At 68.4% G+C, this 17,293-nt stretch carries 14 protein-coding genes, 3 tRNA genes and 1 riboswitch; of the genes, 8 read left to right on the top strand and 9 right to left on the bottom strand.

From position 1 onward, the window contains the following. Positions 1 to 358 precede the first annotated feature (358 nt). A complete protein-coding gene (locus tag EV647_RS32225; protein ID WP_202876373.1) occupies positions 359 to 1,324 on the bottom strand; it encodes an aldo/keto reductase in 966 nt (321 codons plus the stop codon). 62 nt (positions 1,325 to 1,386) lie between these two features. Here EV647_RS32225 and EV647_RS32220 point away from each other — a divergent pair, with 62 nt between their 5' ends. Next, positions 1,387 to 2,301 carry a tetratricopeptide repeat protein gene (locus EV647_RS32220; protein WP_134009698.1) on the top strand — a complete coding sequence of 305 codons (915 nt, stop codon included), beginning with the start codon at positions 1,387 to 1,389 and terminating at the stop codon, positions 2,299 to 2,301. A gap of 1 nt (position 2,302) precedes the next feature. On the opposite strand, the gene EV647_RS32215 is transcribed toward EV647_RS32220, so the two are convergent. Next, positions 2,303 to 2,743 carry a pyridoxamine 5'-phosphate oxidase family protein gene (locus EV647_RS32215; RefSeq protein WP_134009696.1) on the bottom strand — a complete coding sequence of 147 codons (441 nt, stop codon included), beginning with the start codon at positions 2,741 to 2,743 and terminating at the stop codon, positions 2,303 to 2,305. Positions 2,744 to 2,833: 90 nt separating this feature from the next. Between EV647_RS32215 and EV647_RS32210 the strand changes: the two genes are divergently transcribed. The 4 genes from EV647_RS32210 to EV647_RS32195 all read left to right on the top strand — a co-directional run bounded on the left by EV647_RS32210 (position 2,834) and on the right by EV647_RS32195 (position 4,147). Beyond that, a complete protein-coding gene (locus tag EV647_RS32210; protein WP_238177496.1) occupies positions 2,834 to 3,721 on the top strand; it encodes a sigma-70 family RNA polymerase sigma factor in 888 nt (295 codons plus the stop codon). Between the two features lie 158 nt (positions 3,722 to 3,879). Then, positions 3,880 to 3,952 (top strand) — tRNA-Gly (locus EV647_RS32205). Between the two features lie 49 nt (positions 3,953 to 4,001). After that, positions 4,002 to 4,072, top strand: a tRNA-Cys gene (locus tag EV647_RS32200). A 3-nt stretch (positions 4,073 to 4,075) separates the two neighbouring features. Further along, a tRNA-Val gene (locus tag EV647_RS32195) sits at positions 4,076 to 4,147 on the top strand. Positions 4,148 to 4,486: 339 nt separating this feature from the next. On the opposite strand, the gene EV647_RS32190 is transcribed toward EV647_RS32195, so the two are convergent. The 4 genes from EV647_RS32190 to EV647_RS32175 all read right to left on the bottom strand — a co-directional run bounded on the left by EV647_RS32190 (position 4,487) and on the right by EV647_RS32175 (position 8,739). Next, positions 4,487 to 5,314, bottom strand: a complete 828-nt coding sequence (locus EV647_RS32190; protein WP_134009694.1) for a DMT family transporter — start codon at positions 5,312 to 5,314, stop codon at positions 4,487 to 4,489. 178 nt (positions 5,315 to 5,492) lie between these two features. After that, the gene (locus tag EV647_RS32185; protein ID WP_133788353.1) at positions 5,493 to 6,236 is read right to left on the bottom strand and encodes an SDR family NAD(P)-dependent oxidoreductase; all 744 of its coding nucleotides are present in this window, start codon (positions 6,234 to 6,236) and stop codon (positions 5,493 to 5,495) included. Between the two features lie 36 nt (positions 6,237 to 6,272). Beyond that, positions 6,273 to 7,355 carry a ribosome small subunit-dependent GTPase A gene (rsgA, locus tag EV647_RS32180; protein ID WP_134009692.1) on the bottom strand — a complete coding sequence of 361 codons (1,083 nt, stop codon included), beginning with the start codon at positions 7,353 to 7,355 and terminating at the stop codon, positions 6,273 to 6,275. 154 nt (positions 7,356 to 7,509) lie between these two features. Continuing rightward, positions 7,510 to 8,739 carry a YhjD/YihY/BrkB family envelope integrity protein gene (locus EV647_RS32175; RefSeq protein ID WP_134009690.1) on the bottom strand — a complete coding sequence of 410 codons (1,230 nt, stop codon included), beginning with the start codon at positions 8,737 to 8,739 and terminating at the stop codon, positions 7,510 to 7,512. A gap of 18 nt (positions 8,740 to 8,757) precedes the next feature. Between EV647_RS32175 and EV647_RS32170 the strand changes: the two genes are divergently transcribed. Together EV647_RS32170 and EV647_RS32165 are read left to right on the top strand one after the other, a co-directional pair. Beyond that, entirely contained in the window at positions 8,758 to 10,383 is a 1,626-nt protein-coding gene (locus EV647_RS32170) for an acyl-CoA dehydrogenase family protein (protein ID WP_134009688.1), read from the top strand. Then, positions 10,381 to 10,463: riboswitch (ZMP/ZTP riboswitch) on the top strand. It overlaps the preceding gene by 3 nt. A gap of 28 nt (positions 10,464 to 10,491) precedes the next feature. Beyond that, positions 10,492 to 11,940: a glycine hydroxymethyltransferase gene (locus tag EV647_RS32165; RefSeq protein ID WP_134009686.1), complete on the top strand. Its 1,449-nt coding sequence runs from the start codon at positions 10,492 to 10,494 to the stop codon at positions 11,938 to 11,940. A gap of 54 nt (positions 11,941 to 11,994) precedes the next feature. Here EV647_RS32165 and EV647_RS32160 read toward each other — a convergent pair whose 3' ends face one another. Then, complete coding sequence (locus EV647_RS32160; protein WP_134009684.1) at positions 11,995 to 13,548, bottom strand: DHA2 family efflux MFS transporter permease subunit; 1,554 nt, start codon at positions 13,546 to 13,548, stop codon at positions 11,995 to 11,997. Positions 13,549 to 13,610: 62 nt separating this feature from the next. Here EV647_RS32160 and EV647_RS32155 point away from each other — a divergent pair, with 62 nt between their 5' ends. Next, entirely contained in the window at positions 13,611 to 14,081 is a 471-nt protein-coding gene (locus EV647_RS32155; RefSeq protein ID WP_134009682.1) for a GbsR/MarR family transcriptional regulator, read from the top strand. A gap of 1,005 nt (positions 14,082 to 15,086) precedes the next feature. Here EV647_RS32155 and EV647_RS32150 read toward each other — a convergent pair. Continuing rightward, on the bottom strand, positions 15,087 to 16,352 hold the full coding sequence (locus EV647_RS32150) for an amidase (RefSeq protein ID WP_134009680.1): 1,266 nt from the start codon (positions 16,350 to 16,352) through the stop codon (positions 15,087 to 15,089). Positions 16,353 to 16,460: 108 nt separating this feature from the next. Then, positions 16,461 to 17,063, bottom strand: coding sequence for a hypothetical protein (locus tag EV647_RS32145; protein WP_134009678.1), 603 nt, complete (start codon positions 17,061 to 17,063; stop codon positions 16,461 to 16,463). Positions 17,064 to 17,293 lie beyond the last annotated feature (230 nt).

Here is a 17,293-nt window from a genome sequence, read left to right as displayed (position 1 = left end):
TCGCTCGGCTGCGGGGGTTGGGTTGGGCAGTTACCTCACCAGCGGTGGTTTCGTTTGTGGGTTACTCACCACACGCCGACCGCCCCTCGGTGGACGCCTTCGCTTCGCTCGGCTCCGTGACTGGGGTGGGCAGTTACCTCACCAACGGTGCTTTCGTTTGTGGGTTACACACCACACGCCGACCGCCCCACGGTGCACGCCTTCGCTTCGCTCGGCTCCGTGGCTGGGGTGGGCAGTTACCTCACCAGCGGTGCTTTCGTTTGTGGGTTACACACCACACGCCGACCGCCCCACGGTGGTGCCTTCGCTTCGCTCGGCTGCACGTTGCTCGCCGCGTGGTCGGGTCGTGGGGCGAGGGTCAGGCGTTGTCGAGCTGGGTCATCAGCGCGGCGTCCAGTTGTATGTCGACGGCCGCTAGGGCTTCTTCGAGTTGGGGGATTGAGGACACGCCAATGAGGGGGACTACGCCGTGGTGCATCAGCCACGCGAGGACGATCTGGTTCGGGGACGCGCCGAGGTCGCCGGCGATCTGACGGAGCGCTTCGAAGCGGACGTACGCCGTCGGATGCGCGTACCCGCGCTGTGCCCAGAACGGCCGATCCGCACGTACATAGGATCCTCCGAGCAACGACTGGTACGCGACCATGGTCAGATCCGGGTTCTCCGACAGATAGTCGAAGTGCTCGATACCGGCATGCTGGAAATGCGGTGTCCCGCGACGCAGGACCCCTTGTAGCGCAGGCGGATTCGGCCACAGGTAGCTCGAGTGCTGCTGAATCACGGAGTACGGCGCGACGCCCTGAGCGACCGCTGTCTGGCGTGCACGATCGAGTCGCCACGTGGCGGTGTTGCTGCACCCGACCAGATCCACGACCCCCTCCGCGGCGAGCCGACCGAAGGCGGCCACGGTCTCGTCCAGCGGCGTACTGCGGTCGTCGATGTGTGCGTAGTACAGGTCGATCCGGTCGACACCCAACCGGCTGAGGCTTCCCTTGACCGCCGACGAAACGGCCGACGCACTCAAGCCCTCCCAGTGCGCGTCCCCCGGATCGCCCGGGACGGTCGTCCGCGCGCCGCACTTGGTCGCGATCACGAGCGAGTCGCGATTGCCGCGGGACCGCAGCCACTGCCCGAGCAGTTCCTCGCTCTCACCGCCGTGGCCGACCCACTGGTTGTAGTTGTTCGACGTATCGATGAACGTCCCGCCCGCCTCCACGAAGCGGTCCAGGATCGCGAAGGCAGTTTCCGCGGGCGTCGACGTACCGAAGTTCATCGCACCGAGACACAACGCACTGACCGGCCTGCGGTTCCCCAGAGACACCATGTCCACCAGCCTGCCTCTTGGACCGCGCTCGAAGTCAACCCCGGCACGGGCAGAATGGCGCGATGACGAGAGAGCCGGGTGAGGTTGCGCGGGAGTGGCAGGTGGCGGATGAGGCCGGGGACGCCGAGCGTGTCGGGCAGCTTGTGCGCGAGCTGACCGAGCTGCTGCCGGACTCCTTCGGGGCCTGGTTCGAGGCTGCTATGCACTCGAAGGCGCGGTGCGAGTGGGCGGAGGCGGCCGAGCGGAACCGGCGGGCCATGGCGCTGTTCTCCGACCAGGAGCGGCAGGAGTTCGAGGGCGCGAACCCGGCCGCCTGGAATCTCGGGATCGCCGCCACTGCTCTCGCGGACTGGGAGACCGCGCGATGGGCGTGGGCTGAGTACGGCATCGGCACGATCGAGCCCGGTCAGGGTCCGATCGACCAGGACTTCGGCCTCACGCCGATCCGGGTCAATCCGGATCGGCCGAGTCTGCGGCACCAGGTGGTTCCGGAGTACGGCGACACCGAGGTCGTGTGGTGCTGGCGCCGGAGTCCTGCGCATGCGGTGATCTCGAGCGTGCCGCTGCCCGAGTCGGGTCATCGCTTCCGGGACGTCGTACTGCACGACGGCGAGCCGAAGGGCGAACGGGAGTTCGGCGGCCGGCAACTGGCGGTCTTCGACGAACTCGCACGGCTCCAGGACTCCGGGATGCCGACGTGGCAGGCGCAAGTGGTCGGCGCCGAGACCGAGGACGTCCACCTGCTCGCCGACCTCGCCGGACCTGCGGGGCTCGGCGTCGACAACTGGTCCGGCATCAGGGTGATGTGCTCGGACTGCTCGCATGGTTCGCCGGACGCACACGACCACGCGCCTGCCCCGACGGATGCGGCCATGCTCGGTCTGGCCGGCTCCGAAGCCGAACTGCGGACATGCCTGGACACCTGGACAGCGCAGCGGCCGCACCTCACTGTGTCGGAGCTGACGTTCCTCTGGTGAGTCAGACGATCCAGGCGCCGTTGTCCATCAGCACGCGGTCCTTGAGTTCGTTGACCTCGCGCCAGGCCTGGATCTTCGTAGGCGTGACGCGGAAGAACGGGTAGTTCGGCAGCGGACGCGGATCGAAGCCCGCCTTGGCCGCGAACGCCGCACCCTCGGCCTCCGACACCTCCGTGATCGAGACCGTGCCGGCCACGTGGATCACGTCGCGCACCTCCCCCAGCGTCAGCTGTACGACGGGATTCGCCAGCAGGTTGCGCGCCGTCGGATTGGAGCGCGACGTCGACAGCAGCAAGGTCCCGTCGCTCCACAGGAACGAGAGCGGCATCAGGTACGGCGTACCGTCCAGGGACGCCGTGGACACCCACGCGTCGACGTCTGCCTCCAGACGGTTCAGGGTGTCCTGCTTGCGGACCTCCAACGGGCGGGCCTCGGCCGTCATCGCTCACTCCTCTGTCACATCTGGTGCTCGTGCTCCGTCAATCGCATGACGGCGCTCGGCCGGTCAGTGTGACAGGTCAACGTACGACAGGTGAAGGATGTGGTCCGGATGGGCGGGGACGACTGGCTCGCGACGCGGTTCGAGCAGAACCGGGACCGGCTGCGGGGCGTCGCGTACCGGATCCTGGGGTCCGAGCCCGAGGCGGAGGACGCGGTCCAGGAGACCTGGATCCGGCTCAGTCGCAGCGACACCGCGACGATCGACAACCTGGGTGGCTGGCTGACGACCGTGGTCGGGCGGATCTGCCTGGACATGCTGCGGACTCGGCGCGGGCGGCCCGAACTGCCGGTCGGCGAGCACTCCCCGGTCCTCGCGGACGACGTCGTACCGGATCCCGAACTCGAAGCAGTACAGGCCGATTCGGTTGGGCTAGCACTGCTAGTGGTTCTCGAGACGCTGTCGCCGGCCGAGCGCCTCGCGTTCGTGCTGCACGATCTCTTCGCCGTACCGTTCGACGACATCGGGCCGATCATCGGCAAATCCCCGGCCGCCGCCCGCCAGATCGCGAGCCGGGCGCGACGGCGGGTCCGCGGTACGCCGGAACCGACCGACGTCGACGTGGTGCGGCAGAAGGAAGTCGTCACCGCCTTCCTCGCCGCGGCCCGTGGTGCGGACTTCTCGGGACTGCTTCACGTGCTGGACCCGGAGGTCGTCGTACGGTCGGACGCGGGCGCGGCAGCCTACGGCAGTACGCCGGGACTTGCGGGAGCCGACCGGGTCGCGCAGGAGTTCTCCGGACGAGCCGCCGCCGCGAAGCTGGTGCTCGTCGACGGAATGCCTGGCCTGGTGTGGATGCAGCGCGGCGAACCGCTGATTGTGTTCTCTTTCACCGTGGTCGACGGGCGTGTCGCCGCGATCGATCTCCGAGGCGATGCGGAGTACCTCGAAAACGTCGATCTGGTGTCGCTGAAGGCGTGACCGGACGGCGTGGCGAGTGGACAGAATCGGTGGGACTCGTGTGACGGATGGGGTGCGATTCAGGCTCGTGACGACCCGGTGAAATCGGGTTTTTGTCCGGGCGGAAAGTGCGCTACTGTTCTGCTCTCGCACCGAGCGGAAACGCGGCGGAGCGCAGCGCGGACGTAGCTCAGTTGGTAGAGCGCAACCTTGCCAAGGTTGAGGTCGCCGGTTCGAACCCGGTCGTCCGCTCGGAGAAGGTTCGGCAGGCCGCCGCCGTACGTGGCGGAATGGCCTCTCTGGTGGAGTGGCCGAGAGGCGAGGCAACGGACTGCAAATCCGTCTACACGGGTTCGAATCCCGTCTCCACCTCGAGGACGATTGGCGCAGCGGTAGCGCGCTTCCCTGACACGGAAGAGGTCACTGGTTCGATCCCAGTATCGTCCACGAAGGCGATGGGCGAGGTGTGTCGCGCAATACTTGCGCTGACCGCCTCGCCTTCGTCATTTGTGCGGCTGCGCTTCGCTTGCCGCGCGGCGGGGGCTCCGCCACCCGCACCCCCTTTGCGCCTTCGCTGCGCTCGGCTGCGGGGGTTGGGTTGGGCGGTTATCTCACCAGCGGTGGTTCCGTTTGCGGGGTCACTCACCACATCCCCATCCGTCCTTCGGTGGACGCCTTCGCTTCGCTCGGCTGCGGGGGTTGGGTGGAGCGCTCGGGTGCGGGGGGCTGGGTAGCGGGGAAAGAAATTTGCACGTGGCGACAGTTTCTTTCCCCGCTGGGCGGGTGCTACTGGTGGCGAGAATGGGCTGTGGCGGCTGTTAGGACTATTGCGGCTCCTGTCAGGGCTGTGAGGGTCAGGTGTTCGTGGAACATCGTGGCGGCGATGGCGGTGGCTACTACTGGTTCGAGTAGGGCTATGACTGAGGCGGTTGAGGCTTTGAGGGTTCTCAGGCCGAGGTAGAACAGGGTGTAGGCGAAGGCCGTGGGGATCAGGCCGAAGTACGCGATCAGTAGCCAGCCGACGAGTGACGTCGGTAGCACGGCGAAAGGTGCCAGGAACAAGGCGCCCGCGGTGAAGCCCAGGAGCGCGGTCGTCAGGGGGTCTGGCGTGTTGCGGTTCAGGAGCGTTGTCAGTGAGTAGCCCGCCGCTGACATCACGGCTGCTGCGATACCGGTGAGGTCGGCTGTGCCGCTGGTGGCGGAGAGCAGCACCAGGCCGGCCAGGGCTGCGAAGAGAGCTGGGGTCAGCCGTTCGCGCGCAACGATCGTAATGAAGATCGGAGCCGCCCCCAACGCGATCACGGTGGCTATGCCGACGCCTACACGTGGGATCGCGGTGAAGTAGCCGAGTTGGCATGCGGCCAGGCCCAAACCGCTCAAGACAGGCCGGAGCGGGCTGGCCACGAGCACCGGTCGGAGCGGAGCTCGGCGTACGGCGAGACGTGCGACGGCCAGCCACACAACAGCTGCGGCCAGGCGCCAGAAGGACGTGGACAGCGGCGTGAGGCCGGCGTACTGGGACAGCAGGGCGCCGGTCGGGCCGCCGGTACCCCAGGCCAGGGCGGCGAGAACGACGTAGACGAGGGCACGCCTCGTCGAGAGACGATGATGCATCGGACACTCCGGGAAGGTGTTCGCAACGAGTGGTCGGGGCGTCTGCGAACAGCCCGAAGAAGCCCAGGCCGGAAGACCTGAGCGCGAGGATGCCGTCCGCTAAGCGACGGCCGGCGGAGTGATGATGCGATGCACGAACAGGACCCTAACCAGTCCCCCGGCATCGAGCGAACGGGATTTACATCCGCAGGTACGAGCCGCCGTTGAAGTCGAGGACGGTCCCGGTCGCGAACTCGGCTTCGCGTGACGCCAGGTACAGAATCGCGGCCGCGACCTCGGAAGGGTCGGCCACGCGTTCGAGCGGGCTCTCCAGCCGGCGGCGGTCGTAGCCGTCGCCGGCCAGGTTCACCGCGGCCATGTCGGTGACAGTCCAGCCCGGAGCGATCGCGGTCACCGCGATCCCCTCCGGCCCTAATGCCCGCGCCAGCGACTGCGTGAACGAGACGATCGCCGCCTTCGAGGCGCCGTACGCCGGCTGGTTCGGCTCGCCTCGGAACGCGCCCCGGGACGACACGTTCACGATCCGGCCGCCGCGCGACATGTGCCGCACCGCGCACCACGTGACGTTGGACGGCCCAACGAGATTCACTGCGAGCGTGTCCGCCCATGCCTGCTGCCATTCGGCGTACGTCGTCTCGCGGATCCGGTGCGGGTGGTAGACGCCGGCGTTGTTCACGAGTACGTCGATGCCGCCCAGCGCCGTGGCGGCGTCCGAGACCATCGCCTCGATCGCCGCCGGATCCGCCAGATCTGCCTGCACCGTCAGATGCCCTGAGCCCGGCAACTCCTTCAGCACCTGCGCCGCGGAGTCCGCGGAGGCGCTGTAATGGATCGCCACCCGGTCACCCGCGGCAGCGAACGCCCGCGCCGCCGCCGCACCGATCCCCCGCGAAGCCCCCGTCACCAGCACCGATCGGTTCATACGCCCGATCCTTTCATTGCTGGACAGAACAGCAAACTACGGTCGCGGCTTGTGGTCGCGGCGGTAGGACTTGCTGGCGCGGACCCACTCCTTCTTCGCCTCGGTTCGGAGCCGGACGTCCGCACGACGCGCCATGTACGCCGCCTCGCGCCGCAGCTTCACCCAACTGTCGTAGCGCCGGTACGGCAGCGATCCGTCGTCCAACGCCGCCTGCACCGCGCACCCCGGCTCCATCACGTGCGAGCAGTCCTTGAACTTGCAGTGATCTGCCAACGCCGTGATGTCCGGGAACGCCGCGGCCAGCCCCTCACCGCTCTCCTGCAGACCGATCCCCCGAAGCCCAGGCGTGTCGATCACGACCCCGCCCTGAGGCAGCGCGATCAGCTCGCGCCGTACCGAGGTGTGCCGGCCCTTCCCGTCCTCCCGGATGTCCTGCACATCCAGCAGCTCCACACCTGCCAGCGCATTCACCAGCGACGACTTGCCCGCGCCACTCGAACCTAGCAACGCTAGCGTCGCGTTCCCCAAGTCCTCAGAACCGCGGAGCAGCGCCCGTACGTCGTCCATGCCCGCGCCGGTGGTCGCGCTGCACACCAGTACGTCGGCACCCGGCGCGGCGACCGCCACGTCCTCGGCCACGGACTCGGCGTCCCCGACGAGGTCGGATTTCGTCAGTACGACGACCGGCCGCGCACCGCTCTCCCAGGCCAGCGCCAGGAACCGCTCGATACGCACGATGTTCGGCTCCGGGACCAGGCCGACGACGATCGCGATCACGTCGACGTTCGACGCGAGCACCTGCCCGCGCGACGAGCCGCCGACCTCTGCCCGGACGATTGTCGTACGGCGGGGCAGGACCGACTCGAGCGTGATCCGGTCGTCCGGCCAGAACCGCAGGACGACCCAGTCCCCTGTGCAGGGGCCGGCCTGCGCGTCGGCGGCCATCTCGGCGAGCAGCGCCCCGGACCAGCTGGCGCGAACCGGTCCGTCCTCGGTGAACACCGTCGCCAGACCCTTGTCGACCCGGGCGACGCGTCCCGGGACGAGGTCCTCCGGAACGGACTGCAGAAACTCGGCCGTGGAACTGTCGAGTCCCAGGGCCTGAAGCGTGGCTGACATGCGGCGAACCTTTCAGAGGGTCCGGCCGCGAGATCAGCTCAGCGGACGGACAGTGCGGGAGACAACGGCCCACCGGGCCTGTTGCAAGCTCATGGCAGCTGCCTCCCTTCCGAATCCCAGCGGTCCCGAGCCGGGACCGTGTGTCGCGATGCCGTCAGCCTAGGTCTTCGGTGTCACCCTGCGCACCGGATTTTCCGACCGACGCGGGCTTCCGCGGAGCCTCAGGCTCAACTTGAGCTTCAGGCTCACGCTCAGGTCGAGGCACAGCGGAGGGAGCAGCCTTCCGGGGCCGCTCCGAGAGCTTCTCGATCTTCCGGCCGACCGTCGCCTCCGGCCGCTCCTCCGACTCCACCGGTGTCAGCGTGTGATCGTGCTCGTGGTGCGGATCCGGCTCCGCCTTCATCACCGGCTCGACCTCGTCGTGCTCCACCCGGTCGTCGTCCTCCTCGACGGACGCAGCCTGCTTGACCTCGGCGACCTGCGCCTTGTGCGGCCACAGCCGGTCCACGACCGCGTTCAGCGCAGCGCCGATCAGTACGGCGATGGCGGTCATGTAGAGCCACATCAGTACGGCGATCGGCGCCGCCAGCGGACCGTAGATCGACGTACCGCCGACCGTGCTCTGCAGGATCCAGCGGAGCACGAAGCTGCCGAGGATCCAGATCGACAACGCCAGGAACGAGCCGGGGAGGTCCGAGACCCACGGCGTACGGATCGGGACCGAGAGGTGGTACAGCGTGTTCAAGAAGCCCGCGGACAGGATCGTGACCACCGGCCAGTACAGCTGGTTCAGGAAGTCCAGCCGGTGCGGCAGGAGCGCGTCGACCGCGTCGGGGCCGGCCAGCACCAGCGGCAGGACGATCACGCCGATCACCAGCGCCGCGCAGTACAGCGAGAACGACAGCGCGCGGGTCCGGACGATGCCGCGCTTGCCGCCCATCCCGTACATGATCGTGATGGTGTCCACGAACACGTTCAGCGCGCGGCTGCCGGACCACAGCGCCAGCACGAAACCGATCGAGATGACGTCCGGGCGGCCGCCGTTCAGCACCTGGTCCAGCGTCGGGGCGATGACGTTCTTGATCGAGTCGTCGGTCAGCGCCCGCGCGGCCAGGTCGACGATCTGCTGCTTGATGTCGTTGATCGTCTCGACCTCGAACCACTTGCTCGCGATGTAACCGAGCGAGCCGGCCAGCCCGAAGATCAGCGGCGGCAGCGAGAGGATCGCGAAGAACGCCCCCTCGGCCGCGAGTCCGGTGACCCGGTAGCGCAGACAGACCCCGATCGTCTGGGTGAGCAGCTTCCAGGTCGTCGCGGGGACCTTGCGGACCCATGCCAATGAGAGGGAGCTCCCACCAGTGGGTCCTGCCCCAGAACGTGCCATACCGCTTACCGTACTGACATGGCGGACCCATTCGCGGTAACGAATCAGGCTCCCCCACTGCGGGGCGTGAACTTCTTCACCCGGGACGCGGCGCTCTGTGACGCTCTGCGTCCGTACGCCGACCTCACCGGGGATCTCACAGCCGATCCCGATCTGCTCCGGATCGGCGAGCTCGCGGGATCCGAGGAGGCGCTGTCTCACGCTCTCCCGGCGAACCAGAACGCGCCGGTGCTGCGCACCCACGACCGCTACGGGAACCGGATCGACGAGGTCGAGTTCCACCCGTCGTGGCACTGGCTGATGGAGCAGGCCGTCGGATTCGGGCTGCAAGCGGCGCCGTGGACGAGCGAGCGCCCTTCACCGCACCTGACCCGCGCGGCCGGGTTCTACCTGTGGTCGCAGGTCGAGCCTGGCCACGGCTGCCCGATCTCGATGACGTACGCCGCCGTGCCCGCGCTCAAGGCGGACGCGCAACTCGCGAAGGAGTGGGTCCCGCAGCTCGCCTCCACGCAGTACGACGTACGCCGGCTGCCGGCCGCGTCGAAGAACGGCGTCCTGGCCGGGATGGGGATGACCGAGAAGCAGGGCGGTTCCGACGTACGGGCGAACCTCACGACGGCGACGCCCGCCGGCGACGTGTACCAGCTGAACGGGCACAAGTGGTTCTGCTCGGCCCCGCAGGTGGACGTTTTCCTGGTCCTCGCGCAGGCGCCGGACGGGCTGAGCTGCTTCGTCGTACCGCGGGTCCTTGCCGACGGCAACCGGAACCCGTTCGCCCTGCAGCGGCTGAAGGACAAGCTCGGCAACCGCTCGAACGCCTCCAGCGAGGTCGAGTTCCACGGCACGATCGGGTACCGCCTCGGGGACGAGGGCGCCGGCGTACGGACCATCATCGAGATGGTCGCGGCGACCCGGCTGGACTGCGTGCTCGGCTCGGCCGCGCTCCAGCGGCGCGCACTCGTCGAGGCGAGCTGGCACACGCAGCACCGGTCGGCCTTCGGCGGCCTGCTCGCCGACAAGCCCGCGATGCAGAACGTGCTCGCCGATCTCGCGCTGGAGAGCGAGGCAGCCACCGCGCTCGCCATGCGCCTGGCTGCCGCAGTGGATTCCTCAGACCCGAAGGAAGCAGCATTCCGGCGGATCGGGCTGCCGCTCGCGAAGTTCTGGGTGTGCAAGCGGACGCCGTTCATGGTCGCGGAGGCGCTGGAGTGCCTCGGCGGCAACGGGTACGTCGAGGAGTCCGGGCTGCCGCTGCTCTACCGGGAGTCGCCGCTGAACTCGATCTGGGAAGGATCGGGCAACGTCAACGCGCTCGACGTACTGCGTGCGCTCCGCCGGCCGGAGTCGCTCGAGGCGTGGCTGCTCGAGGTCGGCTCGGTGCAGGGTGCCGATGCGCGGCTCGATGCGGCGGTCAAGGACGTACTGCAAGCGCTTGCTGACATCGAGAACGCCGAGGCCGGTGCTCGCAGACTGGCCGCGCGAATGGCCCTGTGTCTCCAGGCTTCGTTGCTGATCCGGCACTCGACGCCGGAGGTCGCGGACGCGTTCGTGGTGTCCCGGCTGGCCAACGACTGGGGCGGTGTGTTCGGGACGCTGCCACGGACCACACCGTTCGCTGGCATTGTCGAACGCACGATAGGGTGAGCGAGTCGCGACTGGCGCGCTGAAGGTGGAGAACCACCGGGGAGCGAAACCCGTCGGCACCGTGCGCCTGGGTGCCTTCGACCCACTGCAACCGCAGGAGAGACAACGATGACTCAGTCCTTCGACGCCGCCGCCGCGTCGGCCGCGTACAACAACGCGCTGCAGGTGATCGCCGCGGTGGAACCCACCATCGCCGACGCGATCAAGGCCGAACTCGCCGACCAGCGGTCCTCGCTGAAGCTGATCGCGAGCGAGAACTACGCCTCCCCCGCCACCCTGCTCACGATGGGCAACTGGCTGTCGGACAAGTACGCCGAGGGCACCATCGGGCACCGCTTCTACGCCGGCTGCCAGAACGTCGACACCGTCGAGCAGGCGGCCGCGGACCACGCCAAGGCCCTGTTCAACGCGCCCCACGCCTACGTCCAGCCGCACTCCGGTATCGACGCGAACCTGGTCGCGTTCTGGGCGATCCTGGCGCAGCGGATCGAGTCCCCGGCACTGGCCGAGGCGGGCGCGAAGCACGTCAACGACCTGACCGACGAGGACTGGACCAAGCTCCGCAAGGCGCTCGGGGACCAGAAGATGCTCGGCATGTCACTGGACGCCGGTGGTCACCTGACGCACGGCTTCCGGCCGAACATCTCCGGGAAGATGTTCAACCAGCACTCCTACGGCACCGACCCGGAGACCGGCCTGCTCGACTACGACCTCGTTGCCGAGCAGGCGCGCGAGTTCAAGCCGCTGATCCTGATCGCCGGCTACTCGGCGTACCCGCGCAAGATCAACTTCGCCAGGATGCGTGAGATCGCCGACGAGGTCGGCGCCACCCTGATGGTCGACATGGCGCACTTCGCCGGCCTGGTCGCGGGCAAGGTCTTCACCGGCGACTTCGACCCGGTCCCGCACGCGCACGTCACCACGACCACGACCCACAAGTCGCTGCGCGGCCCGCGCGGCGGCATGGTGCTCTGCCAGCCGGAGTACGCCGACGCCGTCGACCGCGGGTGCCCGATGGTGCTGGGCGGTCCGCTCAGCCAGACGATGGCCGCGAAGGCAGTCGCACTCGCCGAGGCGCGGCAGCCGTCGTTCCAGGAGTACGCGCAGGCCGTCGCCGACAACGCGGTCACGCTGGCCGAGGGCCTGATGAAGCGTGGCGTGAAGCTGGTGACGGACGGCACCGAGAACCATCTGGTGCTGCTGGACGTCTCGTCGTACGGCATCACCGGCCGGCAGGCCGAGTCGGCGCTGCTCGACGCGGGCATCGTCACGAACCGGAACGCCGTACCGCGGGACCCGAACGGCGCCTGGTACACGTCGGGTGTCCGGATCGGTACGCCGGCACTCACCACGCGCGGCTTCGGCGGCGACGAGTTCGACCTGGTCGCGGAGCTGATCGTCGACGTCCTGTCCTCGACCACGCCGACCACGACCGCGGCGGGCGCCCCGTCCAAGGCGAAGTACGTGCTGGCCGATGGTGTCGCCGACAAGACCAAGGCCGCTTCGGCCGAGATGCTCGACAAGTTCCCGCTGTACCCGGGTCTCGAGCTCAGCTGACGCACGTCGCGGCGCCCGCTCCTCGTGTCGGGGAGCGGGCGCTGCTTCGTCTGGTCAGGCGTCCTGCTTTACTCCCATCAGGGCATCCTGCGAGGGCTTCTCGGCTCTCGCGGGCATCAGGACCGCGGCGAGGATCGCGCCGGCGGCGGCGATGCAGGCCGAGACCCACATCGTGGTGTTGAGACTGTTGACGAACGCGTCCCGGACATTGTCCAGCAGTTCCGGCGAACCAGCCTTCTCGGCGACCGCGAGCCCGCTGGCCAGGCTCTTCTCCACCGCGTCGGCTGCCTGCGCGGGCAACCCGGCGGTGTCGACGTTGCTCCGGTAGACCGAGTTCAGCACGGTGCCGAGTACGGCGACGCCGACCGTCCCGCCGACCTGTCGAAACGCTTGCAACAGGCCCGATCCGGTCCCCGCCCGCTCCGGGTCGAGCACGCCGAGCGCCGCGTTCATTGCCTGCGGCATCGAGCATCCGAGGCCGAAGCCGACGACCGCGAACCAGATCGCGGTGTACCCGTACCCGGTCCCGAGCTCGGTGAAGGCACCGAGCACGAACCCGGCCGCCATCACCACGAACCCGGACATCACCACCAGCCGCGTGCCGGCCTTCGCCTCGACCGGCTCGGCCAGCTTCGCGCCGACCGTCATACCGCCGATGAACGGCAGCAACTTGAGACCGGTGTGCAGCGCGTCCGATCCGTTGATGCCCTGGAAGTACTGCGGCATCGTGAACAGCAACCCGAAGATCGCGAACACCGATACCGTCAGCAGTACGGCGCCACCGGTGAACACCCGCTCGCTGAACAGCCGCAGCTCGATCAACGGTTCGCTGGTGCGCCGCTGCCACAGCAGGAACCCGGCGATCAGTACGACGGCGAGCCCGAGGAACACGATCGTCACGGTGTCGCCCCAGGACGCCTCGCCTGCTTTGGTCACGCCGTACACGAGGGCCGCGAGACCGGCGCTCGACAGGATCATGCCGAGCCAGTCGATCGCCGGGCGGCTCGCGCTCCGGCTCTCCGGGACGAGCAGCGTGACTGCTAGCGCTGCCAGGAAGGCGATCGGGATGTTGATCACGAAGATCCACTGCCAGCCGGCGTGGTCGAGTAGCAGACCGCCGACGATCGGGCCGAGCGGCATACCGATGCTGTTGGCAACGACGAAGAACCCGATCGCCTTCTTCCGCTCCTCCGCGGTGCGGAACAGCACGGTGATCAGCGAGAGCGCGACCGGGACGATCATGGCCGCGCCGATGCCGAGGAACGCGCGGGCGGCGATCAGCTGGCCGGCCGAGTCCGCCAGCGCGCAGGCGAGCGACGCGAGGCCGAACAGGGAGAGCGCTATCGCGATGATCTTGCGCCGCCCGTACCGGTCGCCGAGCAGACCGGCCGGCAGCAGCAACGCGGCGAGCACCAGGTTGTAGCTGTTCGCCATCCACTGCAGCTGACTGGTGGACGCCTCCAGGTCCTTCGCCAGCGTCGGCAGCGCGACGTTGAGCACGGTGGTGTCCAGACCGAGCACGAGCACGGCGAGACACAGTGCGATGAGCACACCGAAGCGGCGGGCGCCGGTCAGCGTCTGCCCTCCGGTATCGATGGTCGAGGTCATGAATTCAAATTATCAGAAGTCTGTGATAGTTGCGATAGATCAAATTACTGTAAGCTTCAACCATGGTGCAGGAACCGAGCCGGGAGGCCGTCAGCCAGTTCGTCGAGCGCTTCGCGGGGGTGCTGGCGAACAGCGGCGTACCGACGATGTCGGCGCGGGTGATGGGCGCGATGCTGGTCAGCCCGACCGGGACGATGACGGCGGCCGAGCTCGCCGAGGCGTTGCAGATCAGCCAGCCGGCCGTGTCCGGCGCCGTACGTCAGCTGCTTCAGGTCTCCTTCATCACCCGCGAACGGCTGCCCGGCTCACGCAAGGACCACTACCGGATCCGCGAGGACGTCTTCGCCGCGATCTTGGAACGTCGCAACCTGGCCCTCAGCGAGTGGGAGTCGACCAGCCGCTCCGGCGCGTCCCTGTTCGGCGAGGACTCCCCGGTCGGCCGCCGCCTCACCGAAGCCGCCGACTTCTTCGCCTTCATCCACGCCGACATGGACCAAATGATCAAGAACTGGCGCGCGGAACACCCGCGATGAACCGTCGCGAAGCCAGCCAGCTCGTCGGTACGGCGTGGTTGGACAGCGACTACCGGACCCGGTGGGAGACGCGCGTCATGCGCCGGCGCGTGCCGCTCTACCGCGTCGGAGTCGCCGCCCTGCGTGCACTGAACGCGGTGACGGGTGGTCCGAACCGGCCGTCGCTGAAGGTCACCCGGTGGAACCGGATCGGGCCACACGGCGGCACCTTCGTGATGGACAAGCTCGAGACGATGACCGGACGGACCGATCATCCGGTCACCTCGCGGGCCGAGCTGCGCGCCCGTACCTCGTTCGCGTCCCGGCTGGCACGGGCCGTCTCCGCGGACGAGTGGCCGCAGATCATCGCCGAGCACGAGCGGCGCCGGCGTGGCGAGCGTCCGCAGTACCGGTATGTCGGCCATCGGCCGCTGAACGCGACCTCGCACGCGTTGATGGACGAGGCGTGGGTCCGGGGCGAGCTGCCAACGGATCAGTACCGGGCGTGGAACGTGCTGAAGCATGAGGACGAGGGGGCGTTCTACAGCGAGTTCTTCACCGACGGGGACGCGCGCGGTTATCCCGGTGGTGAGACGAATCCCGGCTTCCGGCGGGGGCGGATCATGTTCGACGTCAGTTGGCGGGAGAAAGCCTCGCTGGCGGGTGAGCGCCACGTACTCCGTCGCAGCCGGATCCTCCGCGCGAAGGAACTGGTCAAGTTCTTCCGCACGGAGCTCAAAGAAGCCGTCCGACCGCCCGTATCCTCCCCGGCGCAACCACTCCCGGCTGAACCGCCCACACACCACGCGGTCTACACCGAGCCAGTTGTCGCCGCGATCGCCGATTTCACCAAGCCCGAGGCCCTGCGCTCCCCCACCGCCCGCGGCGAAACCACGCCGGATCGCAAGCGCGCCTCGGCCATCGACCTCGCCAACACCGTCGCCAAGGCACTCCCACCAGTCGTACCAGCAAGAGCGGTGGGCGCAGCTGACGAAGCGGCGGCGGCTGACGGACAGGCGGGAGTGGTCAGCAGTGGGGTGGTCGAGGAAGGTCGGTCAGGATTTGGCGAGCCACCGCCAGTGCAAGCTCGTCCGCCCCATGCGGCGCAACAATCTGCGCACCCACCGGTAGCCCGTCCGCCAGTCCCGCCGGGACACTCACCGCGGGATGCCCAGTCACGTTGAAGATCCAGCACGGGTCGCCGGTCACGATGCTCTGCTCGTGCTGGTCGTAGCCGTGGGCAACGGTCAGCGTCGTCGGAGTCACCAGCGCATCGACCTCGGCAAACAGATCGGCCAGCGCCGTGTTGTTGAAGTCGCGAATCTCCCGCGCACGGTTGGCGGCCGCCGCCTCCGCACCACGCCCATTGTCCAGCCCCCACAACACCGGCCAAGCCTCGTCCGTAGGTCCGAGCTCCAGCGGTACGTCGACCACTTCGAGACCGCACTGGGCCAACCGCTCTCGCACCACCCGATCAACACCCGGGTCCGCAGCCCACCGCCCCAACGTCGAGAAATAAGCAACCCGCGACTGCCGCGCGCTCGCCAACGCAAACGGCCCGCTCGCGCCTGGCCCGACCAGGTCTCCTCCGTACCGCCCCACCTCGAGCGGTCCGGGCTCGGGCGGTACGGGCCAGTGGGGTAGGGATGTGGGGTCGAGGCGGTGGGGGCCGCTGGCGATGCTGGTGGCGAGGATGACGTCGTCGAGGTCCGCGCCGATCACGCCGGCCGTGGTCAGTCCGCCGAGTGCGCGTCCGCCCGGCCGCGGGACGCGACCGTACGTGCCCTTGAACCCGACGATCCCGCAGAACGATGCCGGGATCCGCAGCGACCCGCCGCTGTCACCACCGGTCGCCAGCGGTACGACGCCTGCCGCGACCGCCGCCGCACCACCCGCGGTTGACCCACCAGGTGACCGCTCCAGGTCCCACGGGTTCCGCGTGTACTCGCGTCCGTTCCACCCGAACGTCAGCGACACCGCACCCGACCGCGCCCGCGTCGCCCAACCGATCGGGATGGCGCCGGCGGCGATCAGCCGGGTCAGGATCGGCGACTCAGGCGGCGTACGCGCCTTGATCAGGAACGGTACGCCGGCCAACGGCCCCGTCGGCTCCAACCGCTCAGCCGCCCGGCACGCCCCATCCACATCAAGCTCGTCGAGAAAGTGCAGCACCGGGTCGAGCCGCCGAGCAGCGTCCACCGCCTCCTCAACGACCTCCACCGCGGTGACCGCCCCGGACCGCACCCGCTCCGCAATCCCCCGAGCCGTCCCCCACCCCGACACCGCCGTCATTCCCTCACCCCACCGTCACCGCAGCACCACAGCACCGCAGCACCGCAGCACCGCCGATCCACAGCACCCCAGCACCGCCGACGCAGCGCACCCCGCCAGCCCCGGTGGTCATTCGGCGATCAGGCTGTAGGCGAAGGCGAGGCGGCGGTCGAGCCAGGCCGCTTTGATCCTGATCGACTTGGTTGCCTCGGACAACATGACGATGTCGTCTCCGGCTCGCCACTCCAGCACGCGCTGCTTGGTCGGCTGATCGCCGCCCTCCGCACCGAAGCTCGTGAGCGCGTCGAGCACCCCGCTGAAGAGCCGTCCCGCAGCCTTCTCGGCGAGTTGTTTCGCGTCGCCGCTCAACCACTCGGTCCGCCCGATCACGTCCACCTGGCCGGGCTGCTCGATGCGCCAGTTGGGGCGGAGCAACGGCCGATTGGACGGGATCCGGGTGATGGTCCCGACTGTCACCGCGCCGGCGTCGCGAACGCTCCACGAGTTGTCCCCCGACGGGACGACCGAGCAGAGCAGTTGCGTCAGCTCGGCATCGAGGTACAGCGAGCGTTCCGGACCGACGTACGCACAAGCCGCGAGCACCCGATCGAACTTCCCGCCCTGCGGAACCCGGATCGCCTTCGGCCCCCACCCGATCTTCTTCCGCTTCGGAGTCGCCGGCAGCTCGACCGACCCGACGGTGAATTCCCGGACGCCCTCCCAGCTCAACACCCGCCGGAGTTTACGTGAGCACGTTCCGACGTACACACGGACAGGAGGTGTCCGGCCGCCAGGTAGTGCACCTGAGCGCGATCGCGACCGCGCGTACACCGTCTCACCAGTGCACTACCTGTCCATCTGCACACCTCCCACAACCAGCCGACGCCGCCGGCCGTCCCGACCTTGCGCCCAGCCGGATAACCCTTTGCGTACATGGTTCTCCCCTCATGTGTCAGTAGAGA

Origin of the sequence: Kribbella sp. VKM Ac-2566, from assembly GCF_004366005.1 — a bacterium.
Classification (GTDB): Bacteria; Actinomycetota; Actinomycetes; order Propionibacteriales; family Kribbellaceae; genus Kribbella; species Kribbella pratensis.
The sequence above is the reverse complement of the archived record's forward strand: the minus strand, read 5'-3'. Positions and strand labels throughout refer to the sequence as shown.